Annotated in this window: 24 protein-coding genes and 3 pseudogenes; 8 read left to right on the plus strand and 19 right to left on the minus strand. The window is 60.7% G+C overall.

The features are described 5' to 3' along the window. Positions 1-266 precede the first annotated feature (266 nt). The 3 genes from N0B51_RS09950 to N0B51_RS09960 all read right to left on the minus strand — a co-directional run bounded on the left by N0B51_RS09950 (position 267) and on the right by N0B51_RS09960 (position 1,985). Positions 267-419 (minus strand): hypothetical protein, encoded by a 153-nt coding sequence (locus N0B51_RS09950; protein ID WP_259962176.1) that lies wholly within the window; start codon positions 417-419, stop codon positions 267-269. Positions 420-502: 83 nt separating this feature from the next. Continuing rightward, positions 503-682 carry a hypothetical protein gene (locus N0B51_RS09955; RefSeq protein WP_259962177.1) on the minus strand — a complete coding sequence of 60 codons (180 nt, stop codon included), beginning with the start codon at positions 680-682 and terminating at the stop codon, positions 503-505. Between the two features lie 424 nt (positions 683-1,106). Continuing rightward, the gene (locus N0B51_RS09960) at positions 1,107-1,985 is read right to left on the minus strand and encodes a LysR family transcriptional regulator (protein ID WP_259962178.1); all 879 of its coding nucleotides are present in this window, start codon (positions 1,983-1,985) and stop codon (positions 1,107-1,109) included. Positions 1,986-2,075: 90 nt separating this feature from the next. Between N0B51_RS09960 and N0B51_RS09965 the strand changes: the two genes are divergently transcribed. The 6 genes from N0B51_RS09965 to N0B51_RS09990 are packed head-to-tail and all read left to right on the plus strand — an operon-like array spanning position 2,076 to position 8,207. Next, a complete protein-coding gene (locus tag N0B51_RS09965) occupies positions 2,076-3,254 on the plus strand; it encodes an isovaleryl-CoA dehydrogenase (RefSeq protein ID WP_259962179.1) in 1,179 nt (392 codons plus the stop codon). After that, a complete protein-coding gene (locus N0B51_RS09970; protein ID WP_259962180.1) occupies positions 3,251-4,852 on the plus strand; it encodes a carboxyl transferase domain-containing protein in 1,602 nt (533 codons plus the stop codon). The genes N0B51_RS09965 and N0B51_RS09970 overlap by 4 nt, the downstream gene beginning before the upstream one ends. Before the next feature lie 4 nt (positions 4,853-4,856). Then, the gene (locus N0B51_RS09975; RefSeq protein WP_259962181.1) at positions 4,857-5,003 is read left to right on the plus strand and encodes a hypothetical protein; all 147 of its coding nucleotides are present in this window, start codon (positions 4,857-4,859) and stop codon (positions 5,001-5,003) included. Next, complete coding sequence (locus N0B51_RS09980; RefSeq protein WP_259962182.1) at positions 5,000-6,907, plus strand: acetyl/propionyl/methylcrotonyl-CoA carboxylase subunit alpha; 1,908 nt, start codon at positions 5,000-5,002, stop codon at positions 6,905-6,907. The genes N0B51_RS09975 and N0B51_RS09980 overlap by 4 nt, the downstream gene beginning before the upstream one ends. Next, a complete protein-coding gene (locus N0B51_RS09985; protein ID WP_259962183.1) occupies positions 6,907-7,359 on the plus strand; it encodes a MaoC family dehydratase in 453 nt (150 codons plus the stop codon). The genes N0B51_RS09980 and N0B51_RS09985 overlap by 1 nt, the downstream gene beginning before the upstream one ends. Then, positions 7,356-8,207 (plus strand): HpcH/HpaI aldolase/citrate lyase family protein, encoded by an 852-nt coding sequence (locus tag N0B51_RS09990; RefSeq protein WP_259962184.1) that lies wholly within the window; start codon positions 7,356-7,358, stop codon positions 8,205-8,207. Before N0B51_RS09985 ends, N0B51_RS09990 begins: the two co-directional genes overlap by 4 nt. A 41-nt stretch (positions 8,208-8,248) precedes the next feature. Here N0B51_RS09990 and N0B51_RS09995 read toward each other — a convergent pair. Then, positions 8,249-8,422, minus strand: a pseudogene (locus tag N0B51_RS09995) (chromosome segregation ATPase); the annotation flags it as partial. Positions 8,423-8,674: 252 nt separating this feature from the next. Between N0B51_RS09995 and N0B51_RS14885 the strand changes: the two are divergent. Next, positions 8,675-8,824 (plus strand): transposase, encoded by a 150-nt coding sequence (locus tag N0B51_RS14885; protein WP_375545949.1) that lies wholly within the window; start codon positions 8,675-8,677, stop codon positions 8,822-8,824. Here N0B51_RS14885 and N0B51_RS10005 read toward each other — a convergent pair. From N0B51_RS10005 to kce, 10 genes and pseudogenes are all read right to left on the minus strand, one after another. After that, complete coding sequence (locus tag N0B51_RS10005) at positions 8,771-10,126, minus strand: adenosylmethionine--8-amino-7-oxononanoate transaminase (RefSeq protein ID WP_311201838.1); 1,356 nt, start codon at positions 10,124-10,126, stop codon at positions 8,771-8,773. The two genes, N0B51_RS14885 and N0B51_RS10005, sit on opposite strands and share 54 nt — an antisense overlap. Continuing rightward, on the minus strand, positions 10,123-10,755 hold the full coding sequence (gene bioD / locus N0B51_RS10010) for a dethiobiotin synthase (RefSeq protein WP_259962185.1): 633 nt from the start codon (positions 10,753-10,755) through the stop codon (positions 10,123-10,125). Before bioD ends, N0B51_RS10005 begins: the two co-directional genes overlap by 4 nt. A gap of 350 nt (positions 10,756-11,105) precedes the next feature. After that, positions 11,106-11,567 (minus strand): annotated as a pseudogene (locus N0B51_RS14890) (methyltransferase domain-containing protein); the annotation flags it as partial. Continuing rightward, positions 11,522-12,151, minus strand: a complete 630-nt coding sequence (locus N0B51_RS10020) for an alpha/beta fold hydrolase (protein WP_259962187.1) — start codon at positions 12,149-12,151, stop codon at positions 11,522-11,524. The gene N0B51_RS10020 and the pseudogene N0B51_RS14890, both read right to left, overlap by 46 nt. Continuing rightward, positions 12,148-13,278, minus strand: a complete 1,131-nt coding sequence (gene bioF, locus N0B51_RS10025; protein ID WP_259962188.1) for an 8-amino-7-oxononanoate synthase — start codon at positions 13,276-13,278, stop codon at positions 12,148-12,150. The genes N0B51_RS10020 and bioF overlap by 4 nt, the downstream gene beginning before the upstream one ends. A gap of 75 nt (positions 13,279-13,353) precedes the next feature. Then, complete coding sequence (locus N0B51_RS10030) at positions 13,354-14,148, minus strand: enoyl-CoA hydratase-related protein (RefSeq protein WP_259962189.1); 795 nt, start codon at positions 14,146-14,148, stop codon at positions 13,354-13,356. A 21-nt stretch (positions 14,149-14,169) separates the two neighbouring features. Next, positions 14,170-14,829, minus strand: a complete 660-nt coding sequence (locus N0B51_RS10035) for a CoA transferase subunit B (protein ID WP_259962190.1) — start codon at positions 14,827-14,829, stop codon at positions 14,170-14,172. Continuing rightward, a complete protein-coding gene (locus N0B51_RS10040; RefSeq protein WP_259962191.1) occupies positions 14,829-15,536 on the minus strand; it encodes a CoA transferase subunit A in 708 nt (235 codons plus the stop codon). Before N0B51_RS10040 ends, N0B51_RS10035 begins: the two co-directional genes overlap by 1 nt. 13 nt (positions 15,537-15,549) lie before the next feature. Further along, positions 15,550-16,392 carry an SDR family NAD(P)-dependent oxidoreductase gene (locus N0B51_RS10045; RefSeq protein WP_259962192.1) on the minus strand — a complete coding sequence of 281 codons (843 nt, stop codon included), beginning with the start codon at positions 16,390-16,392 and terminating at the stop codon, positions 15,550-15,552. Positions 16,393-16,419: 27 nt separating this feature from the next. Beyond that, a complete protein-coding gene (gene kce / locus N0B51_RS10050; protein ID WP_259962243.1) occupies positions 16,420-17,364 on the minus strand; it encodes a 3,5-dioxohexanoate:acetyl-CoA acetone transferase in 945 nt (314 codons plus the stop codon). 523 nt (positions 17,365-17,887) lie between these two features. Here kce and N0B51_RS10055 point away from each other — a divergent pair. Beyond that, a pseudogene (locus N0B51_RS10055) lies at positions 17,888-18,582 on the plus strand (IS5 family transposase). Between the two features lie 105 nt (positions 18,583-18,687). On the opposite strand, the gene N0B51_RS10060 reads toward N0B51_RS10055, so the two are convergent. The 5 genes from N0B51_RS10060 to surE all read right to left on the minus strand — a co-directional run bounded on the left by N0B51_RS10060 (position 18,688) and on the right by surE (position 25,935). After that, a complete protein-coding gene (locus N0B51_RS10060) occupies positions 18,688-19,770 on the minus strand; it encodes a transposase (RefSeq protein WP_375545950.1) in 1,083 nt (360 codons plus the stop codon). Between the two features lie 525 nt (positions 19,771-20,295). Then, on the minus strand, positions 20,296-22,659 hold the full coding sequence (locus tag N0B51_RS10070) for a TonB-dependent receptor (protein WP_259962194.1): 2,364 nt from the start codon (positions 22,657-22,659) through the stop codon (positions 20,296-20,298). 248 nt (positions 22,660-22,907) lie between these two features. Next, positions 22,908-23,855 carry an IS481 family transposase gene (locus N0B51_RS10075; protein ID WP_259962195.1) on the minus strand — a complete coding sequence of 316 codons (948 nt, stop codon included), beginning with the start codon at positions 23,853-23,855 and terminating at the stop codon, positions 22,908-22,910. Between the two features lie 135 nt (positions 23,856-23,990). Continuing rightward, entirely contained in the window at positions 23,991-25,004 is a 1,014-nt protein-coding gene (gene bioB, locus N0B51_RS10080; RefSeq protein WP_259962244.1) for a biotin synthase BioB, read from the minus strand. A 127-nt stretch (positions 25,005-25,131) separates the two neighbouring features. Then, complete coding sequence (gene surE, locus N0B51_RS10085; protein ID WP_259962196.1) at positions 25,132-25,935, minus strand: 5'/3'-nucleotidase SurE; 804 nt, start codon at positions 25,933-25,935, stop codon at positions 25,132-25,134. Positions 25,936-25,966: the final 31 nt, after the last annotated feature.

Below are 25,966 nucleotides of genomic sequence, written 5' to 3' on the forward strand. Positions count from 1 at the left end.
CCTTCGGCTACTCGCCCTACGGGACGCAGCGGCGATCAGGGACAAGCGCGGGACCTGGATGAAACGCAGATGCACCTTCAGCTAGGCCGCACATTCGCGCCGACATGGTCCTCGATCGGGTCAGTCTGCGATTAATCAGGCAAGGCAGGGATCGGCAGAAGATGGCCCGCATTATCTTGCAAAGGTCCGCCAATCGCGCAACTGCTTACCGGCGTCGACGGTCACGCCGTCGCCCATCCCGGCAGCGCCTCGTACTGGACGCCGGGTCAGCTCCGGCGACGGAAAATGCGCTCGAACAGCGACGGGATTTCCAGCGGCTGCAGCCGCCCGTATCGCGCGCGTCGCAGCGACGGGTCGAGATTCTGCACCGGGTGCGACCACCGGTCCGGTTTGCCCTGATGCGTGGAATAGTTCGACATGGTCTTGACCCCCTGATGCGTCGATCCGGGCTAACGATGCCGGGGCATCGTCACAACCGCTCGCGGCGCGGCTGTGCAAAGATTTAGTCGAGTTTGCCGTCTTCGTGAAGCAATTGTCCGTCGGCACTCCAGACCTGCACGGCGATGCAGCCCTCGGCTTCCCTGGCCTCGCGTGCGACCGCGATCGCCTCGGCCAGATCGCCGAGGCAGACGCAATCGATCGGTTCCTTGTTGTTGCGATGCATGGTGATCCGAAGCGGCATGTCGGGTTTCCTCTCCTCGCCGCCTAGCTAGTGCCGGTCGCGGCAAAGAAAAGGCCTCGCCGATGGCGAGGCCGAGTGAGGGAGCGGAATGACTCCACCGATATCAAGCAATGCCAGCGACATCCTTAATCCCCGCTCTGCGTACCGCTCCGACCTGCCTGCTGCGGCGCTGAAGTTTAAATTCAACGGGCCCGGACAGAACGGCGACCGACGCGCCGCTGCAGATTCTGTCAGATCGCATCGAGGCTTTCGATGTCGGCATCGAGAACCTCGTTGCAGTTGGAATGGAGCACTTCGAGATCCATGTGGTTATAGTTCAGCTCCCATCCGGTCGGTGGGACTGCTGGGATGGCTGCATGTTGCGGAGATAGTCGCCCCGGTGTTGGGAGAGGTATCTGCTATCAGAACACCAGAAAGTGACGGTTTATGTTGGAGGTAGAAGTGCCTCTTGGAAACTATCGCACAACGCCGCCAAAACCGTTGAGGTGCCTATCCGAACCATTGCATCTGGGTCACTGACGAGGCCGATGGTCCGTTCCACGTCGAATCGTTCCAGACGAAGCAAAATAATGCCTTTTCGAGCATAACACCGCGGCACAAGAGTTATTGCCAGTCCCGACGCAACCAACGCCAAGGCGCGCTCGTCATCATCAGTACGGGACGCCATGAAGGGTCGTACACCGTGCGTCGTAAAGAAGCGGCTGGTTTCGGGTAAAGCTTCACACTGCCGACGCACCAGCATCGTTTCGTTGACCAGTTCGGCTGGGGCAACAGCACTGCGCCGGGCAAGCGGATGACTAGCAGCAAAGGCCATCGCATAGTCTTCGCGCCCAATTTCCCGCACCATCTCGCGCGAGGCCGGCACGGGCCCGATAACCGCATCAAGCCTGCCGCGATCCAGCCGTTGTAACAGGTCACGCATCCGGCCATCAAGTATCTCGATCCGGGTATTGGTGTCAGCCTTGCGCGCTGTCGCCACCGCAGCCCCGACCATGACGGGGGGCAGCGTTGATGCAATCCCGATGCGGAGCAATTGCGCCGCCGCCTCGCCACTTCCCACTGTTTCAGCACCGGTGAAGGCACGTTCGATAGCACGGGCATGTTCGACAAACCGGGCACCTGCAGCGGTGAGTTCAACTCGACGATTGTCTCGTTTGAAAAGTGGAGTCCCGAGCAGCCGTTCCAGCTTTGCTATTCCCGCAGACAGGGTTGGCTGTGACACATGCGCCATTGCGGCAGCGCGGGAAAAGCTACCTCTATCTACGACGGCGATGAAATAGCGGATCAGGTAACGCTCGATCATAGGCGGTGTCTATGACATGGCGAACCTCATTTCAATTTGTCTAGGCCGACTTTGTCCTCGTATGACTGAGATGATTTGGAGAGGATAGACATGCGCGCGACCCCCGATTTTGATTTCGCACTGGGCGAAAGCGCCACGATGATCCGTGACACCGTCGCGCGTTTCGCCGACGAACAGATCATGCCGCTAGCCGACCGCATCGACCGCGACGACTGGTTTCCGCGCGCCGAGCTGTGGCAGCAGATGGGTGAGCTTGGCCTGCACGGCGTGACCGTGTCGGAAGAGTTCGGCGGGCTCGATCTCGGCTATCTCGACCACCTGATCGCGGTCGAGGAAGTGAGCCGCGCCAGCGCCTCGCTCGGCCTTTCCTATGGCGCGCACTCGAACCTGTGCGTCAACCAGATCCACCGCTGGGGCAGCGACGCGCAGAAGGCGAAGTACCTGCCCAAGCTGGTCAGCGGCGAACACGTCGGCTCGCTCGCGATGAGCGAGGCGGGCGCGGGCAGCGATGTCGTGTCGATGAAAATGCGCGCCGACAAGGCCGATGGCGGCTGGGTGCTCAATGGCACCAAGTTCTGGATCACCAACGCGCCTTATGCCGACACGCTGGTCGTTTACGGCAAGACCGACCCCGATGCGGGGCCTGAAGGAAAGAGGGGGGGCGTCATCACGACCTTCCTGATCGAGAAGGACTTCGAAGGTTTCTCCATCGGTCAGAAGATCGAGAAGATGGGCATGCGCGGATCGCCCACGGCAGAGCTGGTCTTCGACGACTGCTTCGTGCCGGACGAAAACGTGATGGCCGGTGTCGGCGAGGGCGTGAAAGTCCTGATGAGCGGCCTCGATTACGAGCGTGTCGTGCTTTCCGGTGTGCAGCTCGGCATCATTCAGGCCTGTCTCGACGTCGTCATTCCATACGTCCGCGAACGCAAGCAGTTCGGCCGTCCGATCGGCGAATTCCAGCTGATGCAGGCGAAGATCGCCGACATGTATGTCGGGCTGCAATCGGCGCGGGCCTATTCCTATGCCGTCGCAAAGGCCTGCGATGCGGGCCAGACGACGCGCTTCGACGCCGCCGGAGCGATACTTCTGGCCAGCGAGAACGCTTTTCGTGCCGCTGGCGAGGCAGTGCAGGCGCTGGGCGGCGCGGGCTATACCACCGACTGGCCGGTTGAGCGTTTCCTGCGCGATGCCAAGCTGCTCGACATCGGGGCGGGCACGAACGAGATCAGGCGCATGCTGATCGGACGGGAGTTGATGAAGGGATGAGCGCGCCGGTTCTGACGACGAAGCTGGACCTGTCCTCGCCCGAGGCGCAGGCCCGCAGCCGCCACAACCAAGCGCTGGCCGATGAACTGCGCGCCAAGGTGGCAGAGGCCTCGCTCGGTGGTGCCGAACGCCATCGCGAACGCCATGTCGCGCGCGGCAAGCTGCTGGCGCGCGATCGTGTCGAACGTCTGCTCGATCCCGGCGCGCCGTTCCTCGAGGTCGGCCAGCTTGCCGCCAACGGCATGTATGGCGGCGACGTTCACGGGGCGAGCATGATCGCAGGCATCGGCGTCGTGTCGGGCCGCCAGTGCATGATCATCGCCAACGATCCCACCGTGAAGGGCGGATCGTACTACCCGATGACAGTGAAGAAGCATCTGCGTGCGCAGGAGATCGCGGAAGAAAACCGCCTGCCGTGCATCTACCTCGTCGACAGCGGCGGCGCGAACCTGCCCTATCAGGCGGAAGTCTTCCCCGACCGCGACCACTTCGGCCGCATCTTCTATAATCAGGCGCGGATGAGCGGGATGGGCATTCCCCAGATCGCCTGCGTCATGGGCAGCTGCACCGCGGGCGGCGCTTATGTTCCGGCGATGAGCGATGAAACCGTGATCGTGCGCGAACAGGGCACGATCTTCCTTGCAGGGCCGCCGCTGGTGAAAGCCGCGACGGGCGAGGAAATATCAGCTGAGGACCTTGGTGGCGGCGACCTGCATACGCGCAAGTCGGGCGTGGCCGATCACCTGGCCGAAAACGACGAACACGCGCTGGCTATCGTGCGCGATATCGTGAGCCACCTAGGCCGCAATGAAGGCGCGAAGCTCGACCTTCAGGCTGCCGTTCCGCCCAATTACGACGCGGACGAGCTTTACGCGATCATCCCCGACGACGTGCGCGCGCCCTATGACGTTCACGAAGTCATCGCGCGCATTGTCGACGCCAGCGAATTTCACGAGTTCAAGCCGCTCTACGGCAATACGCTCGTCACCGGCTTTGCCCACATCCACGGGATGCCGGTCGCGATCCTTGCCAACAACGGCGTGCTGTTTTCCGAAAGCGCGCAAAAGGGCGCGCACTTCATCGAACTGGCGTGCCAGCGCCGCATTCCGCTGCTGTTCCTGCAGAACATTTCAGGCTTCATGGTCGGCGGCAAATACGAGGCCGAGGGCATTGCCAAGCACGGCGCGAAGCTGGTGACCGCGGTCGCCACGGCGCAAGTGCCGAAGATCACGGTGCTGATCGGCGGCAGCTTCGGGGCGGGCAACTACGGCATGGCGGGCCGCGCCTATCAGCCGCGTTTCCTGTTTTCGTGGCCCAACAGCCGCATCTCGGTCATGGGCGGCGAACAGGCGGCCAGCGTGCTCGCCACCGTCCACCGCGACGCCGAAAAGTGGAGCGCGGAGGAAGCCGAAGAGTTCAAGGCCCCGATCCGCCAGAAGTACGAGGACGAGGGCAACCCCTACTACGCCACCGCGCGCATGTGGGACGACGGCGTGATCGACCCGGCGCAGACCCGCGACGTGCTGGGCCTTGCCTTTGCCGCCGCACTCGAAGCCCCGATCCCCGACCGTGCGCCCTTCGGCGTATTCAGGATGTAACGCGATGAGCGAGGATCAATCCGCCCCGAACCCTACCAGCCAGCGTCCTGCCAATGCGGGCATGCCGCGCTGGATGATCTGGGCCTTTGCCGGGAAGATGATCCTTGTCGTCGCCATCGTCGCAGTCGTTTTCTGGATAGCGAATTCATGATCAAATCAATCCTCATCGCCAATCGCGGCGAGATCGCCTGCCGCGTCATCCGCACCGCGCGCGCAATGGGTATCCGCACGGTTGCGGTCTATTCCGATGCCGATGCAAAATCGCTCCACGTTCGCATGGCGGACGAGGCGGTGCATATCGGCCCGTCGCCTGCTGCCGAAAGCTATCTGATCGGTGACCGCATCATCGCCGCCGCCAAGGAAACCGGCGCAGAGGCGATTCACCCCGGCTACGGCTTCCTGTCAGAGAACGCCTCCTTCGCGCAGGCCGTGCTCGACGCAGGGCTCGTCTGGGTGGGGCCCAAGCCTGCCAGCATCAATGCCATGGGCCTGAAGGACGCGGCCAAGGCACTGATGGCCGAGGCGGGCGTGCCGGTCACGCCAGGCTACATGGGCGACGACCAGTCGGACGAGCGGCTGAAGTCCGAGGCGGACGCGATCGGCTATCCCGTGCTGATCAAGGCCGTTGCCGGTGGCGGCGGCAAGGGGATGCGCAAGGTTGATGCCGAGGGCGACTTCATGGCGTCCCTCGAATCCTGCCGCCGCGAGGCGCGGGCCAGTTTCGGCAACGATGTCGTCCTGATCGAGAAGTTCATCCTATCGCCCCGCCATATCGAGGTGCAGGTCTTCGGCGACAGCCACGGCAACGTCGTGCACCTGTTTGAACGCGACTGTTCGCTGCAGCGCCGCCACCAGAAAGTGATCGAGGAAGCACCAGCACCCGGCATGGACGCCGAAACTCGTGAGGCGATTTGCGCCGCAGCGGTCAAGGCCGCGCAGGCCGTGAATTACGAAGGCGCAGGCACGATCGAGTTCATTGCCGACGCCAGCGAGAGTCTGCGCGCCGACCGCACGTGGTTCATGGAAATGAACACGCGCCTTCAGGTCGAACATCCCGTGACCGAGGAAATCACCGGCGTCGATCTGGTCGAATGGCAGATCCGCGTTGCCGGCGGTGAGATCATCCCCAAGGGTCAGGACGAGCTGTCGATCAATGGCCACGCGATCGAGGCACGCCTTTATGCAGAGGACCCCGCCAGCGGCTTTCTGCCCAGCACGGGGCGGCTCGATCACCTGTCGTTCGGCCTTGCCACCCGCATCGAAACCGGTGTCGAGGAAGGCGGACAGGTCTCGCCCTTCTATGACCCGATGATCGCCAAGGTCGTCTGCCATGCGGAAGACCGCGACAGCGCGATCGACGATCTCGTCGCCTCGCTTGCCGATACAGAGGTCTGGCCGGTGCGCACCAACGCGGGCTTCCTTGTCCGCGCGCTGGACGCAGAAGACTTCCGTGACGGCGTGCTGGACACCGGCTTCATCGAGCGCCACGGCGACGAACTGGTGCCGGACGGTGTTGCCGACGACATGGTCTGGAACGTGGCGGCGCGCATTGCCTATGGCGATGCAGATGGAGAGCTTGCCGGTTTCCGCCTGAACGCGCCGGTGCACCGCACCGTATGGCTTTCCCATCGCGGGGAAGGGCGCGTGGTCGACATGGCAGCGGCAGAGGCGGACAGCACGGCCGTCGGCGAAGTGACGCCCGACTTCTTTTCCACCGACGATACGCTGGTCACCGGCTATGCCGACGGCGATCATGTCGTCGTCTTCGCCGATGGCATGGGATACGGTTTCGACACCGTGATGCGCGGATCGGGCCATGGTTCCGCGCACGATGGCGACATCCTCGCGCCGATGCCGGGCAAGGTTCTCGCGCTCGACGTCGCCAAGGGTGACGAGGTGAAGGAAGGCCAGCGCCTCATGGTGCTGGAGGCCATGAAAATGGAGCATGCCCTGACCGCGCCGTTCGACGGGACGGTGGCCGAACTGTCCGCCGAAGTCGGCAGCCAGGTCGAGGTCGAGGCCCTTCTGGCGCGCGTCGAGGCGGGGAACGACTGATGGCGGGCAAGTTCTTCGATGAGTGGCAGGTGGGCGACACCATCGTGCACGACATTTGCCGCACGGTGACCGAGACAGACAATCTGCTGTTCTCAACCATGACCCACAATCCCCAACCGCTCCATATCGATGCCGAGGCCGCCCGCGAAAGCGAATTCGGCCAGATCTTGGTGAACGGCACTTTTACCTTCGCGCTGATGGTGGGACTGAGCGTGAGCGACACGACGCTCGGCACGCTGGTGGCAAATCTTGGTTATGACAAGCTGCTCCACCCCAAGCCGACATTCATCGGCGATACGCTGCGTGCGCAGACTGAAGTCGTGGAGAAGCGGGAAAGCAAGTCACGTCCGGGTTCGGGTATTGTGACATTCCGGCATCGCCTGCTCAATCAGCGTGACGAGGTGGCTTGCGAGTGCCTTCGCATGGCGCTGATCAAGGGTTCCGACGCATGAGGCTGCGCAGCTTGCTCTTCGTTCCTGCCGACCGGCCTGAACGCTTTGCTAAGGCAGCTGCCAGCGGCGCCGATGCGATCATCCTCGACCTTGAAGATTCGGTGACGCCGACAAACAAGTCCAAGGGCCGCGAGTGCGTGGCGGAATTCCTCAAATCGCACGTCGACCTGCCGGTGATCGTCCGCGTCAATCCGCTGGATGGGCAAGAAACCGCACGCGATCTTGCCGCCGTCCTGCCGCACCCGCCCGCCGGGGTGATGTTGCCCAAGGCCGAGGGTGCCAAAAGCGTTAACCGGCTCGTCGAACTCATGCAGGGTGAGGCGATCCCGATCCTGCCGATCGTCACCGAAACCCCGATCGCGATCTTCGAGCTTGGCACCTATCGCGAGGTGACGACTCCTCTGATGGGCCTGACTTGGGGCGCCGAAGACCTGCCCGCCGCCATCGGCGCAGCTTCGTCCCGCAATGATGACGGAAGCTATACCCAGCCGTACGAGATGGCCCGCAACCTCACCCTCTTCGGCGCGCATGCCGCAGGCGTCGCCGCGATCGAGACCGTCTATCCCGACATCAGGAACGTCGAAGGCCTTGCCGCCTATGCCGCGCGCGGACGGCGGGACGGTTTTACCGGCATGATGGCAATCCATCCATTGCAGGTCGCTGTGATCAATGAGGCCTTTACGCCAACCGAAGTGGAACTCAAACGCGCGCGCGAAATTGTTGAACTATTTAACAGCAATCCTACACGTGGCGTGGCTCAACTGAACGGCGAGATGATCGACCTTCCGCATCTGAAACAGGCCCGCATCCTACTCAGTAGAGTACCTCTCCCAATCTCTGAAAGCTGACATTGTCGTCACCGCGCCGTGCGCGTGGTGGGCTCATAAAATTACTGGTGCGGCCTAGTTCCCAGCGGGCCGCGCCGGTCGACAACGGTGATGCGCCGTGCTTTGGCCTCGATGACGAGCCTCTAGAGAATACAATTGCCCGGAAAGGCCACGACGTAGCGCGGACCCAATGACAGTATGCGCTCGTTGCGCTGGAACCCGGCACGCTCGCCCAAGCTGGACGCCCGCAATAACCGCTCGCATTTTGCATGCTGATGTGATTCAGCATCCGCGAGGAGATATCGCTGATGCGTCCATCGACCCTGTTTTCGCTATCGGAGCATTTGGAGCGGCTGAGCCGGGTTGGCAATCCGCTTGAGGTATTAGGCGAGGCCGTGGATTTTGAGCTTTTCCGCACCCTACTGGTAAAGGGGCTAGGATACAGCGATGGGGCGTAGGGCGGTAGGCCACGGTTCGATCCGGTCTCGATGTTCAAGGTTCTTGTGGTCCAGGCGCAGCACAACCTCTCCGATGCTCGCATGGAGTTCATGATCCGGGACCGGCTATCATGGATGAGCGTGCCTTCACGTTCGGCCTTGGCAAGCTGGGCGATCAGATCGGCGAGTGAGATGAAGTAGACCACCTTGCCGGCGCGCACGGCCTCGTGACGCTAAGGCCCTGTCGTGCGCCGGTTCGCGCAGCGAGCACAGCGCAGAGGCGATGACTTCGTAAACGCGGGCGAGCTGCGCCTCTGAAATGCAGTAGGGCGGCATCACGTAAACGGTGTTGCCCAGCGGGCGCAGCAGCAGGTCGTTCTCGCGGAAGAACTTCAAGAGGCGCGGCTGAACGTCGGCCAGATAGCCCTGCGCACCCGGAACATCGAAAGCCGCGATCGTGCCGCACTGGCGCACGTTCTCGATCTCGTGCTGGGCAGCCAGAGCGGCAAGGTGCTGTGCCTGCCGCTCCGCCAGCGTCGCCACCTGATCGCGCACCGGCCCGTCGCGCCAGATCGCAAGGTTCGCCGCCGCCGCCGCGCAGGCGATGGGGTTGGCGGTGTAGCTGGATGAATGGAAGAACATCTTGGCGCGGTCGGTGCTGTAATGCGCTTCCCAGATCGGTTCGCTCGCCATCGTGACGGCCAGCGGGATCGCCCCGCCGGTCAGCCCCTTCGACAGACATAGGATGTCGGGCACGACGCCCGCCTGTTCGCAGGCCAGCAGCGTGCCGGTGCGGCCCCAGCCGGTCATGACCTCGTCGGCAATGAACAGCGTGCCGTGACGCGCGCAGATGGCGCGCATTTCGGCCAGCACCTCCGGCGAATACATCAGCATCCCGCCCGCGCCGAGCACCAGCGGCTCGACAATGAAAGCCGCCGCCCCGTTCGCGCAGGCGCTGTCCAGCGCGTCGTAGCAGGCCTGCTCCGCGCCCTTGGCCGGAAACGGCACTTTGGCGACATCGAACAGCAGCGGCTGATAGGCCTGGTTAAAGACCCCGCGCTCGCCCACCGACATCGCGCCTATGGTGTCGCCGTGATAGGAATGCTCCATCACCACGATGCCTTCGCGCCGCTCACCTTGGGCCTGCCAGTAACCGAGCGCCATCTTCAACGCGACTTCGACCGCCGTGGAGCCGGAATCGGAAAAGAACACGCGGGTCAGCGCGTCGGGCATCATCTCGCGCAGACCGCGCGCGACTTCTTCTGCAGGTTCGTGGGTCCAGCCCGCGAAGATCACCTGATCCAGCTTCGTCGCCTGCTCGCGGATTGCGTCGATGATCGGCGGGTGGTTGTGCCCGTGCGTCGTCACCCACCACGATGAAATGCCGTCGATCACCTCGCGACCGTCAGCGGTGTGGAGCAGCGCGCCCTCGCCCTTCACGACAGTCGGGATCGCCTCTTCCAGTCCGTGCTGGGTGAAGGGATGCCAGATCGGGGATGTCATGCGCGGAAGTCCTGAAGGTCGAAGTTTTCGCGGAACGCCGCGCTTAGGGTCGCTGCGTCGAGCGGGTCGACGAATGGCAGGCGGCCCAGCCGCTTCACCTTGCCCATCGCGGCAATGATCGCCTCGCTGTCCTCGACCGCATCGCCTACGAAAGCAACGCCAAGGATCGGCACCCCGCGCGAGCGCAGCGCCTCGATCGAAAGCAGCGAATGGTTGATCGTGCCGAGCGCAGTGCGCGCCACGAGAATGACCGGCGCGCCCCACTTTGCGAACATGTCGGCGTATAGAAGGTCGCGCGTCAAAGGCACGAGCGCGCCGCCCGCGCCTTCGATGACCAGCGGACCTTCGACACCGGGCAGCGACAGCCGCGCCGGATCGATCGTCACCCCGTCGATCTCTGCCGCGATGTGTGGCGATGCGGGCGTGGCGAGATCGTAGGCGGACGGCACGAAACGGTCTTGCGGTAGGCCCGAAAGCTCGATCACGCGGTTGCGGTCGGTGCGTCCGTGTTCGTCGGTGCCCGCCTGCACCGGCTTCCAGTAATGCGCGCCCAGTGCGCCGGCCAGCGCGGCGGCGAAAACGGTCTTGCCGATGTCGGTGTCGGTGCCGGTGACGACGATGGGGTTCACGGCGCGCTCCTGCAGAAATGCCCGATGACGACTTCGTAAGTGACCGCCGATCCCCGTTCCTCGAACCGCGCCATGACGCGGCGCATTTCAGCAGGGCCGAGCGGGCGGTGAGCAGGCTGCGGCGTTCCGGCCCCAATGGCGCGCAGGCTGCGCAGGAAGCCCAGCGCATCGTCGTGGCGTTCGACCCGGTGCTGCGAGACCAGATCGCCGACCCGCCCATCTGTCTGCATGTTCTCTAGCTCGCTCAGAGGCGCAAACCGGCGCGTTCCCGCCTCAAGCCCTTCCGCCTCGTGCGCGTCGCTCCATTCGGCGAAAGTTCCCGCGCTCAGCGTTGCGAACAGGCAATGCCCGCCGACTTTCACGCTGCGCAACATTCGCGCCAGGCCCATGTCCTGATCGTCGAACCACTGCATCGCGAGGCTGGAGCAGACGAGATCGAACTCGCCCATTTCGGGCAGTCCGTATTCGCCGTCCATCACCGCAAAGCGCCGCCCCGCACTCTCGCCCACGCGCGCCTTGCACCGTCCGACCATGGCAGGCGCGATGTCGGTGATGAGCCATTCGCCCCCGACACCCGCATCGATCAGCGCCTGTGTCAGGAACCCCGTCCCGCACCCGATCTCGAGAATGCGCGGGCTGTCCGGCAGGTCGAGCGCGGCGATGCGCGCGGCAAGTTCGCTGGCAACATCGTGCTGAACCCGCGCATGGCGGTCATAGTCGCGGGCCGAACCGAAGGCCGCGCCGATCCGGTCGCGTTCGACAGCGTTCATGCTACGGCCCTCGCGAAGTCGGCGATGGCATTGGCGGTCCATTCGGGCGCTTCAAGCGGGAGGAGATGGCCCGCGTTCTCGCAAGTCATGCGGGTCACGCTTGCCTTCGCAAAGATCGCGCCCCGCATCGTGTCGGGCAGCAGCGGGTCATTCGCACCCTGCAACGACAGCACCGGCAGACCACCCGCAGCATCGCGGAAGTCGCCGTCACGCAGCAGTTCGAGATCGGCGAGCAGCGGCGCCAGTTCAGGCGTCCCCGCAACAGCTTCCGCTCCGCATCGCGTGCGAAAATCCGTGACAACTTGCGCCGGAGCCTGCGGCAGCCGCGCGATCATCCGGTCCAGCGGGCGTCGCGGCACACCGGGAAAGTCATCGCCTTCGACGAACCGGTCGAACCCATTCACCGCTACCATGCCTCGGCACCCTTCGGGCAAATCCGCCAGCCAGTGCATCGCACCAAGGCTGTGCCCCACGACCACGCAAGGCCCATCGCTCTCCACCGTGATCGGCGCGCCGAAATAGCCGCGGTCGGCCATGCGGCAATCGAACCTGCCCAAATGCCTCACGACACCCGACCAGATCGAGGCATCGAAGCCCCAGCCGTGCATGAACAGCAACACCGTCACACCCGATCACCGATCGCGGCCAGCAGGGCATCGATGTCCTCGTGCCCATGCGTCGCGCGCAGGGCGAGGCGCAGGCGGCTCGTGCCCTTGGGCACCGTCGGGGGGCGGATGGCGGATGCGATCATGTCGGCCTCTTCCAGCCGCGCCGAAAGCGCCAGCGCGTCCTCCGCCTCACCGATCACGGCGGGCACGATCTGCGTGCTCGACGCAGCCACGTCGAAGCCGCGCGCGGTCAGCCCTTCGCGCAGCCGGTCGCCCAGTGCGGCAAGATGGGCGCGCTCCGCGTCCATCTCCGGCACGAGGTCCAGCGCCGCATCGATCGCGCCCAGAACGGCGGGCGGCGGCGCGGTGGTGTAGATGAAGCCGCTGCTCGCATTGACGAGGTAGTCGATCAGCACGCGCGAGCCTGCGACATAGGCGCCGAACCCGCCCAGCGCCTTGCTGAACGTGCCCATCGTGACGTCCACTGCGCCTGGCACCGTCGCGGAAAGCCCCGCGCCTTTCGGTCCCAGAACACCGGTCGCATGAGCCTCGTCGACATAGAGCAATGCGTCGTATTCCTGCGCCAGACGCGCCAGTTCAGCCATGTCGGCGCGGTCGCCATCCATGCTGAAGACGCTTTCGGTCAGGATCACGCGCGCGGGCGCATCGGCGCTTTCGGCCAGCAGCTTTTCAAGCGCCGCCATGTCGTTGTGCGCAAACCGCGTCTGGCGAATGCCCGCGACATTGCAGCCTGCGTGCATGCTGGCGTGGTTCAACCGGTCGGTCAGCACCACCGCCCCCGGCACGGCCGCCAGAATCGCGGGAATCACCGCCGCATTCGCTTGCCAGCCCGATGCGAAGATCAGCGCCGCCTCGGTCCCCTTGAACCGCGCGATCTTGTCCTCGAGCGCGAGGTGAGCCTCGTGCGTCCCTGTCACCAGCCGCGATGCGCCGCTGCCGCTACCCATGCGCGCTGCCCATTCGCCCGCGCGTTCGGCCAGCAGCGGATGCCGCGCGAGGCCAAGGTAGTCGTTGCTGGAAAAATCGAGCATTTCCCGCCCGTCCCGCACGATCCGCCCCGCCCCTGCCAGCGCGGCAGGCCGCAACGTCCGGCGCAGGCCCTGACCCGACTGCGCGTCAATCATTTCTCCGAAAACTAGATCTAGACCTGTCATGGCTGGTTTGGAAATTGGCCATCGAACGTATGAGGCGTTACCCCGCTAAATTCCAACACGACTCCATTCCGGATTACGTTTCTCTGCAAATGCTTTTGGACCCTCCGTAAAATCCTTTGTTACCATCAAGCGCTCTTGCGATTCTTCGCTCATTTTTTGTAGTGCTTCTTCGGATAGATCATAGGATAGCCTCGCAATACCAAGACTTTCCCGTACCGCTAAAGGTGCATTTACAGATATTTGCAAAGCGAGATCATGCGCAGCATCCACCGCGCAGCCATCCTCAGTGATTCGATTGACCAAACCGAAAGCCATCGCGCGCGCCGCCGGAAGACGACCAGCGGTCAAAATGAGCTCAATTGCAAGCACCTTAGGCAAAGAACGGGTCAGGCGATACAAACCGCCAGCAGAAGCGATTAGCCCTCGCGACACTTCTGGAAGACCGAATTCTGCCGACTCCGATGCGACAATCAGATCGCACGCAAGGGCAATCTCACATCCACCTGCAAGCGCCAGCCCATCGACTGCTGCGATCCAAGGCTTTCTGCGCTTAGCATGCACAAATCCTGCAAAGCCGCCACACTCGGTAAAGAGACTCGAAAACCTCCCGGCAGCAACTTCTTTTAGGTCTGCGCCGGCCGAAAATACCGTGCCGCCAGATCCTGTAAGAATTACGACATCAATTTCGGGATTGCATTCAGTTTTCTTCAACACCTCTTCCAGAAGATTTGCAACTTCCGAATTAATGGCGTTTCTGGCTTTTGGTCTATTAATAGTTACAAGTGCAACTCTCTCACTGAGAGTGCGCAGAACAACGGGACTATCATTCTCTTGATCCATGATATCTGCCTGTTCGAATTGCTATCCTTGCAACACAAAATGAGAGTTCATCTCAAATTTGGCGGTCGTCTTTTCCGCCACTTCCTCGGCCGTGACGCCGGGGGCCAGTTCGACCAGCTTGAACGGGCTTTCATGGTCGGAGCGCTGGAATACGGCGAGATCGGTGATGATCATGTCGACCACGTTCTTGCCGGTCAGCGGCAGCGTGCATTCGGGTATGAACTTGGGCGCACCGGCCTTGGAATTGTGCTCCATGACGACGATGATCTTCTTCACGCCCGCGACAAGGTCCATCGCGCCGCCCATGCCCTTGATCATCTTGCCCGGGATCATCCAGTTGGCGATGTCACCATTCTCGTCGACTTCCATCGCGCCCAGCACGGTCAAGTCGATGTGACCGCCGCGGATCATGGCAAAGCTGGCGGCGCTGTCAAAATAAGCGCTCTTGTCGAGTTCGCTGATCGTCTGCTTGCCCGCATTGATGAGGTCGGCATCCTCCTCGCCCTCGTAAGGGAAGGGGCCGATGCCCAGCATGCCGTTTTCCGACTGCAGGGTCACTTCGACGCCATCGGGAATATGGTTTGCCACCAGCGTCGGGATGCCGATGCCGAGATTCACGTAGAAACCGTCCTCCAGCTCCTTTGCGGCGCGGGCGGCCATTTCGTCACGGGTCCAGGGCATTATGCGGCCTCCTTGGTGCGCACGGTCCGAAATTCGATCTTCTTGTCATATGGCGCGCCCAGGATCATGCGCTGAACATAGACGCCGGGCAGGTGGATGCAGTCGGCATCGAGCGATCCGGTCGGCACGATCTCTTCCACTTCGACAACGCAGATCTTGCCACAGGTCGCGGCGGGCAGGTTGAAGTTACGCGCGGTCTTGCGGAAGACGAGGTTGCCGCTTTCATCCGCTTTCCACGCTTTTACCAGCGCGAGATCGGCGAAAATGCCCTGTTCCAGAATGTAATCCTGACCGTCGAAGTTTTTCACTTCCTTACCTTCGGCGACTTGCGTGCCGACGCCGGTCTTGGTATAGAAGCCGGGGATGCCCGCGCCACCGGCGCGCATGCGTTCGGCCAGCGTGCCCTGCGGGCAGAACTCGACTTCCAGCTCGCCCGAAAGGAACTGGCGTTCGAATTCCTTGTTCTCGCCGACGTAGCTGGCCATCATTTTCCTGATCTGCTTGGTGCGCAGCAGCTTGCCGAGGCCTTCGTTGTCGATCCCGGCATTGTTGGATGCCACCGTCAGGCCCTTCACGCCGCTCTCCACCACGGCGTCGATCAGCCGTTCGGGAATGCCGCACAGGCCAAAGCCGCCACTGGCGATCAGCAGGTCATCGCGCAAGAGACCGTCAAGCGCGGACCGGGCGTCAGGGAAAAGCTTTTTCAATTCAGGTATCCAATCACACTCGGGGCCCACTGCTGTTGTGCCCCTGCATCCCGTCTTCGGTCACTGTAGGCGTCCAGGACGTAAGCAGGCCGCCGTCGGCGACGTAAGTCTGACCCGTGCAGTAACTCGCATCGTCACTGGCCAAGAACAGCATCAACCGCGCAAGTTCCACCGGCGAGGCATAGCGGCGCATGGGAACGGTCTGCGCCCAATCATCCATGATGCCTTGCGCGGTCTGCTCGGTTTCCGCCTCGCTGGCAAGTTGCTCATGAAGTCCACCCATCATCTGCGTATTTGTAAGCCCTGGATGAACCGTATTGACGCGAATCTTGAATTGCGCGCCTTCCAGCGCAGCACCGCGCATCATGCCGACGACCGCATGTTTGCTGGCGGTGTAGGCGGTAGTGTATTGGATAGCGGACAGGCCTTGCACCGACGAAGTCATGACGATGCTTCCGCCGCCCCGCCCCTTCATATGGCCGAAAGCGGCGCGCAGGCCCAGCCAAGCGCCCCGCAAGTTGACCGATGTGACCGCATCGAACATCTCCACCGGATATTCTGTTATGGGGAGCAGTTCGCCCAGCACACCTGCATTTAGAAGGGCAATATCAACGCCGCCGAAGCGTTCGACCGCCGCGCGCATATAGGCATCCACGTCCGCTTCCTGCGAGACGTCTGCGCAGCAATAGGCTGCCTTCTCCGGATTGAGGCCGGCGATCGCTTCTTGAAGGCGATCCTCGTCCCGGTCGACGGCAAGCACATTCGCGCCGTTCTCGACGAAAAGCCTTACCGCCGCGCTTCCGATGCCGCCCGACCCGCCGGTGATCACGGCAACCTTGTTTTCAAGCCGCATCATATCACTCCTTGATCCTGACATTCATATCTAGAAGTTGACCTGATCGCCGCCTTTGAGCTGTAGCATCTCGCGCGCGTCTGAGGGGGTTGCTACTTCGAGACCGAGACTCTCGATAACTTTTCGGATATGGGCGACCTGCTCGGCATTGCTCGTCGCCAACCGACCCGGCCCGCTCCACAGGCTGTCCTCAAGCCCGACGCGAACATTCCCGCCCAACAAGAGGGATTGCGCCGCCACGTTCATCTGCATTCGCCCGGCACCCAGAACCGACCATACGAACCGATCTCCGAACAGCCGATCTGCGGTTCGTTTCATGTGGGCGATATCCTCGCTATGCGCGCCGATGCCGCCAAGCAGACCGAACACCGACTGGATGAACACCGGCGGTTCGATCAGCTGACGATCGAGGAAATGTGCAAGGTTGTAGAGATGCGAGATATCATAGCATTCGCATTCGAATCGCGTACCGTTGTCGCGACACGTATTCAGGATACATTCGATATCGGCGAACGTGTTGCGGAAGATGTAATCCCTGCTGTTTTCGAGATAGGGCCGCTCCCAATCGTGCCGAAATTCGGTGAACCGCGACAACATCGGATAGAGACCGAAATTCATCGTCCCCATGTTCAGTGAAGCCACTTCCGGAGCATACTTCGCTGCGGGCCGCAGACGTTCCTCAAGCGTCAGGGTCACCGCGCCGCCGCTGGTGATATTAAGCACCGCGTCGCTCGCTTGTTTGATTCGGTGAAGGAATTGGCCGTAGATATCCGGATCCTGCGTCGGCCTACCGTCTTGCGGGTTGCGCGCGTGGAGATGGATCACTGCAGCGCCGCTCTCGGCTGCGGCAATCGCTTCGCTGGCGATTTCGTCTGGCGTGATCGGCAGGTGCGGTGACATCGACGGCGTGTGGATGCTTCCGGTGACCGCACACGTTATTATCACTTTGCGCGACTTGCGCTTCTCCTCAACCATTGCATTCCCATCCAGATTTCGTTCCAGGCTGCCCCATTCGGCGAACAACGGGCAAGAACGCTGACATGACCCGGAAACTAGATAGAACCAGGCGGAATATCTTGGCGAGCAGCGACATCGAGATTGGCGGAGACGGACTACTTGGAACGTTCAGCCCTTCACCGACTTCCTAGGGTCAGGACCCATTACCCGCGCTATCGAGGCTTGAGTCAAAATGGCTCGGTGCAAGGAAGGAAAGTGCAGGAATATGTCGATATTTCAAGACTTCCTGACGCAGCAACGGGCCATTTTGGCCAAATCCCTGCGGGACGGCGGAATGGCATCCATCTCGAACGGCAATCCCCTTGGAAAGGCAACCAGCCTTCCCGGCGGGAATTGCCGCCCGATCTGTTTGCCATTCTGCCGCCTCGACGGTGCGGGTAATGGGTCCTGACCCTAGGCCGTGTTGACAAAAGGGATTCCCAAACGACCCAGGTTCTGATTCAAGGCTGCTCTTTGGGGAGCAGTCATGGGTCGTGGCGATATGTCGGATGCGGAATGGGAGTTGATCGGACCGCTGCTGCCATCTGAACGCGGACGCTGGGCTCGGCCTGCCGGCGACAACCGGCGGTTTCTCAACGGAATGCTGCATGTCCTGCGCGTGGGTTGCCCCTGGCGCGACATGCACGAGCGGTACGGCAAGTGGAATTCGGTCTATGTCCGGTTCCGGCGCTGGGCGGAGCAAGGCGTTTGGGATGCGCTGTTGCAAACGCTGGTCCATCTGGGGCTTACCGACGACTGGCAGCACATGATCGATAGCACTACCGTTCGCGGCCATGTCTCGGCGGTGGGCGGAAAAGGGGGGCTCTTGCGCAGGCTTTTGGTCGATCACGCGGCGGCTTTACGAGCAAAGTCCACGCTCGCTGCGACAATCAGGGACTCCCTGTCGGCTTCATCCTGACCGGTGGTGAGGCTTCCGATTATGCAGCTGTCGACGACCTGATGTCCCTGCCGCTGCCCAAACCGAAGGCACTACTGGCCGACAAGGGCTATGACGGCGACAAATTCCGCGAGAGTCTGCTCATGCGCGGCATCCTGCCCATCATTCCGCCCCGATCGAACCGCAAGGCACCAGCGCATCCTGACTATCGGCGATACAAGGATCGCAACCGTATCGAGCGCATGTTCGGCAAGCTGGAGACCCGCAAAAACCGGGTCTTTCACGGTTTGGTAGCCTGACGGCAGATGATGCCAATGCTGCCGGACGCTGTTGGGCGCGCCTTCGGTCCCTTTTCGAGGGCATTCCGGTCGATTTCACCCGTCTTGCCCGGGTTGCGGGCAGAATCAGCCCATGCTTTCCCGGCGATCGTGGAAGATCAGCCTGTTGAAGTTGTAGGCCAGGTTGCACAGGGTGAGTTTCGCTTCGGCGCGGGCAAGGCCGATGGTTCGGATGAACAGCCCGAACCTGTTCTTCTGATGGGCAAAGACGTGTTCGACATGGGCGCGGATCGAGGACTTGGCAGCGTTGGCCCGCGCCGTTGACTTCGGCATGGGCTTGCCCATGGGCTTGCGCCGATGGATGCGCGACGTGAGCATCCGGTCCGACAGCCATTTCTCGTTACGCTTTGAGCGATAGGCGCTGTCTGCCCAGACCTCGGAACCGGTGTTGTCCGTACTGACGACCTGGCGCAGAAGGCGCCCGTCGGCGGCCGACGCCGAAGTCACCGCCATCTCCCGAATGAAGCCGAAGCGCCGGTCGATGCTTATGTGGGATTTGTAGCCGAAGACTGGCAGGGCAATCATGGGCAATGGCGTGCCGTCCGCGCGATAGCGGACTTTGCCACCAATCTTGAGCGTCCAGCGCGCATCAATATCCTTCTGCGCGGCCTTGTTCGGCTCGTCCGGCCAGATTTCCTTCGCGCTCATACCGGACTTGATCGCCTCGCGTTCACCTTCAGTATTCCGCTGCTTGGGCGCAGGCACCAGCGAGGCATCGACAATCTGCCCCGACATCGGGATGTAGCCCTTCTTCTGGAGTTGCCAGTCGAAGGCCTTCATCACCCGCTTGAGCGTTCCGGTCTCGGTCAGGCGGTTGCGAAAATGCCGGATCGTGTTCTCGTCAGGCGTGCGGTCCCCGAGTGACAGTCCAAGGAAACGCAGCCAACTCAGGCGGTCCCGGATCATGAACTCCATTCGCGCGTCGGACAGATTGTGTTGCGCCTGCAGGATCAGAGCCTTGAACATCATGACCGGATCGAACGGCGGACGGCCACCCTTGGCGCCATCGCCGTAGCCCAGACCCTCGACCAGCCAGACCCGGAAGTACTCGAAGTCCACGGTCTGCTGCAAAACCTCGAGCGGATCACCCTCCTTGCTCAATGCTTCAAGATGGTCGCTCAAACTGAACAGGGACTTCGGATCCACCACGGCTCTCCATGATCGCTCTCGATCAATGAATCACCATCATCGCAAAAACGCTACAGGTTTTTGCGGGTCTCCAGCTGAAACAGCAGCGCCGCATTGCCACACGCTACGACAAAACCGTCCTCTCGTTTGAGAGCTTCCTCAACCTCGCCGCCGCCCGGCTATGGCTGAAGTCTTTTGTCAACGCAGCCTAAGCACTGGAGAGCGCCCGGAATCATCGATTGGCGCGCAAACGACAGCCGGTATCAGTGTGCAGTGTGGGACCACGGAATCGACGCACGCCCAACCGCCAAGCCAGGCTTCGGCTCTACCGTACGAACGTTCCTCAACTTGCCGTTCTCGGCTCTGTCTGTTGCCGCAATTGCAGACGCCAATAGATGGCCTGGCCCGATTCCCGAACAGTCCCCGATCACCGGGTCAGGCAGGCGCCATTAGTATGTCGAAGCACGCATAGGGCCAAAAATGAGCGGCGGAGATCCAGTCCAGAACTCCGCCGCCCGACAGGAAGGGCTAATCCGAAATTAATGGTCAGAACTCGAACCCAATTTCTACACCGTAGAACCGAGGTGGAGCATAATTAATCTGACCAGTATTATACAAACTTGCGAAGTTAAACTTCTGCAATGCCTTTGTGTTATTGGTTAGGTTTTTAACATAGGCCGAAACATGCCACCCGTCATTGTCTTTGTACATGATATTGTAATCGACATTGATGTAGGCGGGCAGTTTCGTTGCGGGATCGTTTAACACATCGACGTAGCGCGAAGACGTATAGCTGCCCGAAGCTTGGTTACTGAGCGTACCGTCGAACATCTCCATTTCGTATCGGAGCGAGCCGCTCGCCTCGAAATGCGGTGCCGATCCGAGTTCACGATCTTCAGTGACCGCAACCCCGCCGCCCACGTTTGTCACATCCTTGACCTTCGTGTCGATGTAGCCCGCACCGAACGTCAAATCCAGACCATCGGCGAGATTCGCCCAAGTGTCTATTTCCACGCCATAGACAACCGCATCTTTATTGATGACTTGAACACCCAAGGTGCCGTTCACCACTGTAAATGCGGTCGCCTGGTAGTTCTTGTAGTCATAATAGAAAATGCCAGGGTTTATCCGGATCCGGCCATCGGCGGTCTGCCATTTTACACCACCTTCGAAAGCATTGTTTACTTCATTCTTGAAGGGGATAGCGTCGAGATCGAATGCCGAGAAATTTACAAGTCCGTTATTGAAGCCGCCGGATTTCACGCCGTGCTTAAATGATGCATAGGCCAGCGTGTCATCGGTTAGTTCATAATCGATGCCCAACTGATAATTCACGAAAGTGGTTTTGAACGTATCCGAAAAGTCGACGACTGGATCTCCAACCGGGTCGGCAGGGCCGACGATATAGTTGGCGATCAGGTTCTCCATCCCCTCGGCATCAAGAACAAGGATACCAAATGTATTTCCATCAATGGTATATTGACCAGTATCGGGGTGGTCGTGGACATAAAGCCCTTCAACCTGCTGGAAATCGCGCTCTTCATGGTTCCAGCGCAGACCGCCGGAAAGAGTCAATCGGTCGGTAACGTCGAAGGAAATGTTCCCGAAGAAAGAATAGGATTCCAGCTTCGAATTGTTGGGGGTGTACTGCACGAGTCCGCCCGGGGTGTCACCGGCTTCGATCGATGGGTGCCCCTGAAATGTGCCAGTGCCGCTGATGATGGGGAGGGTCCACTGGTTGGCGTAATCCTGATTAAGATAGAATCCGCCGAAGGTAAGTCTTGCACGATCCAGATCGACGGCCGCGCGCAGTTCCTGGGTCCAGTATTTCTGGTCGTTTGTCTGATAAGCAGCACAAATCGTTCGCGGCGTTCCGTCGCACTCCTCCAGAGTATACTTGAACTGCTTCAGATACCCAGTAACCGATGTCAAAGTGACAGCGTCGTTGACGTCATAATTGATCGTCAAGAGGTGGTTCTGAACCTTGTTTCGGAAGTCATTAATGCCATCAGAGATGACAGACGTACTGGTCTGACCGGACTCTGTAGGGTTATAACCGAAACCGTCAGTTCCGTCGGGCTTTACGATAGTATAGCCTTCAAGTTGCTGCATCGGCTGTGAGCTATCGCCGCCATTCCGGCCTTTTGCGAGCCCGTATTGGTATTTGTAGGTGATATAAAGATCGTCCGTAACGTCCCAACGCACGATCGCGCGCGCAGCGAGGAAGTTGCCTTCGTGTGTGTCGTTGGCACCTTCCCCCGGACCGTCAAAGAGGTTCTTTGTAGTCGCACCGTTGGTCTCACGTGTCGCGGAGAACCGCACCGCCAGCCGATCGGATATGACCGGAATGTTCAATACCGCGGAGATTCCCGTACTATCGTGATTTCCAACGGAAACTTTCGCACTACCCTCAAGATAGTTCGTGGGCTGGTTAGTATGCATGACAACGGCGCCGGCTGTGGAATTGCGACCAAAAAGCGTACCCTGAGGCCCGCGCAGGATTTCTGCTGTCGCCACATCATCGGTCTGGAAGTCGACCGCCGAGCTCGATAAAATGTAGAAGTCATCAATGTAAACGGTAGTTGGAGACTCGCTGCCTTCATTGAAATCAGCCTGCCCGATCCCGCGGATATAGAAAAGGCTGGCATTGCCTTTCGAGCCCCATTGCTTCTTGAAGTCGACATTCGGCGTAAGGCCGGCGAGATCCCCAGCCGACTCGACCCGCAAATTCTCAAGTTGCTCGCCGTTGAAAGCCATGACTGAGGCGCCAACATCCTGCAGCGATTCTGCTCGCCTGTTGGCTGTAACGATAATATCATTGCCGGATTGAACGTTTGGCTGCTCGCTTGCCTGCGACGGGACCGAAGCGGTTTGCGCGTAAAGTGCGCTGGGCGCAACGGCAGTCGACATCAGTGTTATGATAAATGGTCGCAAAACCTTCATGGCTATCCCCTCCACCGTATGTATCGACTTTCTATGGTCGATCAGTTCGGATATAGGTTGGACCGGTTGCCGTTCTTATTCTTGGTCACCAGTGACAGCCATATTGGCGCAGCGCGCCAAACCACCCATAAATGACAATCTGACACTGCGTCAGGATCAACCCATGAAGGAGAAATTGCGATATTCCCGGTGTTGAACAGCACCCTGACATGCACTTAGGTGTTTAGTCCCAGCATGTGATGGTTAGGTTTGACGATAAAGATGTCAGGCTTTGATTTCCAGAGTTCTTCGACAGCTTCGTAAGGCGTTCGGAACTTGAGCGCCTTGAGCTGCTTGGCGAAGTTGTAGGCGGTCAGCCAGTCACGGACGTGCCGTCGCAGTTCGTTGATCGAGGCGTAATGGAAGGATTTGACGGTCGCCTCCTTGATGGTTCGCACCATGCGTTCGGCCTGCCCGTTGGTCCAGGGATGATAGGGCTTGGTTAGCCGGTGCTCGATACCGTTTTCCTGACAGACGCAGCCGAAGATGTGCGGGAAGGTCAGGCCGGTGCCCCGCTCGAACTGGGCGAACTGCACGCCGTTGTCGGTAAGGATGGTGTGGATCTTGTAGGGCACCGTCCTGATCAATGCTTTCAGGAAGCCGGCGGCGACCAGCTTCGTTGCTCTGCGATAGATGCGTGCGAAGACCAGCTTGGATGTGCGGTCCACGGCGACATAGAGGTAGGCCTTGCCATCCTCATAGCGCAGTTCGGCGATATCGATGTGGAAGTAACCGATCTCGTAGGTCTTGAACTTCTTCGGCTTCTCGCGATCAGCTTTGGGCAACTGGCTGATCCCATGCCGTTGCAGGCAGCGATGCAGCGACGAGCGGCTCAGATGCGGGATCACGTCCTTGAGCGCGATGTAAACATCGTCGAGTGGCAGCCGGGCCTGCACCCGCAGCGCCACGATCGCGGCTTCCTCCATTGGCGAGAGCACAGTGCTGCGCCGCTCCCTCGGCCCCATCGGCATGTCTTCCACCGATTGCCGTTTGCGCCACTTCAGGACCGTTTTCTCGTTGATCCCGTACTTCTTGGCGAGGTGCGCGACCGAAGCTTGCGATCGCTGTAGCTCTGCTCGAATGGCGTGCGTGGTCTTGGCGCTGCCATGGAGAACCTGGCCCATAAATCCCTCCGCTGTGATGGGGATAGTTTTACACCATCACATGCTGGGACCAAACACCTAGCCAGAAATCGATGAAAGCCATCGAATTCCGGCTTATGCAATTACTTGCAAGTCAGGAATGGAGCGTTGTTGCCCTTAAAGGACATTTTCCCTTGGCTTGTTTCGCCCACCGACGACATCGTCACTGCAGGGGCCCGTTCCGCTGGACAAACCAAGTTTACGCAACATCTCAGCGTCAGTGTCTTCGCCGGCGTTGGGTGCGGTCAGCAGCTTGTCGCCGGTGAAGATTGAATTCGCGCCTGCGAAGAAACACAGCGCCTGCGTCGCCTCGCTCATGCTTTCGCGACCTGCAGAGAGGCGAACCATACTCATCGGCATGGTGATGCGCGCGACCGCCACGGTGCGAACGAATTCGATGTCGTCGATCTTGGCGAGCGGCGTGTCGGCGAGCATGTCACCCAGCACCGTGCCTTTGACGGGCACCAGCGCGTTGACCGGCACGCTTTCGGGATGGCGTTCGAGCGTTGCCAACGTGTGGACGAAGCCCACGCGGTCGGCGCGTGTCTCACCCATGCCGACAATCCCGCCGCTGCACACATTGATCCCGGCATCGCGCACGTTCTGCAGCGTGTCGAGCCGGTCCTCGTAATTGCGGGTCGAGATCACGCGTTCGTAATATTCCGGCCCGGTATCGACATTGTGGTTGTAATAATCGAGGCCGGCCTCTTTCAGCATCTGCGCCTGTTTGGGCGTCAGCATGCCCAGCGTCATGCAGGTTTCCATTCCCATCGCACGCACGCCTTCGACGATCTGAATGATCGCGGGCATGTCGCGGTCTTTGGGATTGCGCCATGCCGCGCCCATACAGAAGCGCTGCGAGCCTGCATCCTTGGCCTGCGCGGCGGATTGCAGGACTTGCTGCACCTCCATCAGCTTGGTCGCCTCGACGCCAGAGTCCGCCTTCACCGATTGCGAGCAATAGCCGCAATCCTCGGGGCATCCGCCGGTCTTGATTGAAAGAAGCGTGCTCAGTTGAATCCGGGACGGTTCGTGACATTGGCGATGAACGCTGGCCGCCCGGAACAACAGTTCCGGAAAGGGAAGATCGAACAGAAACGCGATTTCCTCGCGGGTCCAATCGCTTCGCACGTCGGTGGGAGCGGTCGGCCCGTCACCGTCTTCTTGTACATGCTCTCGAAGTTGCGTAGACACATCAAATCCTTTCGTTGCCGACGGTCATCGCGGCAGCTGGTCGCCAGTCAGCAGTAACTTCAATTCAGGGGTTCGCCGCCAGCGCGCCGACGGGAAACAACTCTGCAAATCGCGGCATGAGATCGTTTGCCGTCATGTTCACGCGCAGCGGTGTGATGGAAATCGCATCGGATTTCACCGCCGCCAGATCGGTCCCCGGCACCAGCTTCGAAACGCCGTAATCCACTTTGACCCAGTAATAGGGTACGTTGCGTCCGTCAGCACCCGGTACCGGCCGGAAGGTACCCGGCCGACGGTTCCCCAGGCCGGTCACTTCGATTCCCCGCACGTCAGAAGCAGCGACATCGGGAAAATTCACGTTAACGATCGTACCCTGTTCCCACGGGCAGGTCAGCAGGGTTTCCAGAATGCTGGGCGCAAATGCCTGTGCTGCATCCAGGCGCGGCACCTTGCCGAGAGTGCGTGCCTGGCTGAGTGCGATCGACCGCAAGCCCAGCACCGCGCTCTCCATGGCGGCTCCAGTCGTGCCTGAATAGATATTGTCGTCACCAAGGTTCTCGCCATGATTGATCCCCGAAATTACCGTGGTCGGCGGGCATTCGGCCATCAGTTGCCAAACTGCCATCATGACGCAATCGGCTGGCGTTCCCTTGATCGCGAATTTACGGTCGCCCAACTGACGGCAGCGCAAGGGAACCGACAACGAGATCGAATGCGCCGCACCGGACTTTTCCTCATCGGGCGCGACAATCCAGACATCGTCAGTGAATTCTCGCACGATGGATTCAAGCAGGGCCAGTCCTTCGGCATGGATGCCGTCGTCGTTGACCAGCAAGACCCGCTGATTACGCAGTTGTTCCGGTTCCAACACCCAATTGTTCCTTGTCAAAGTTTGCAGA

The sequence above is a fragment of the Tsuneonella litorea genome (assembly GCF_025154015.1).
In the GTDB taxonomy this organism is placed as follows: Bacteria; Pseudomonadota; Alphaproteobacteria; order Sphingomonadales; family Sphingomonadaceae; genus Tsuneonella; species Tsuneonella litorea.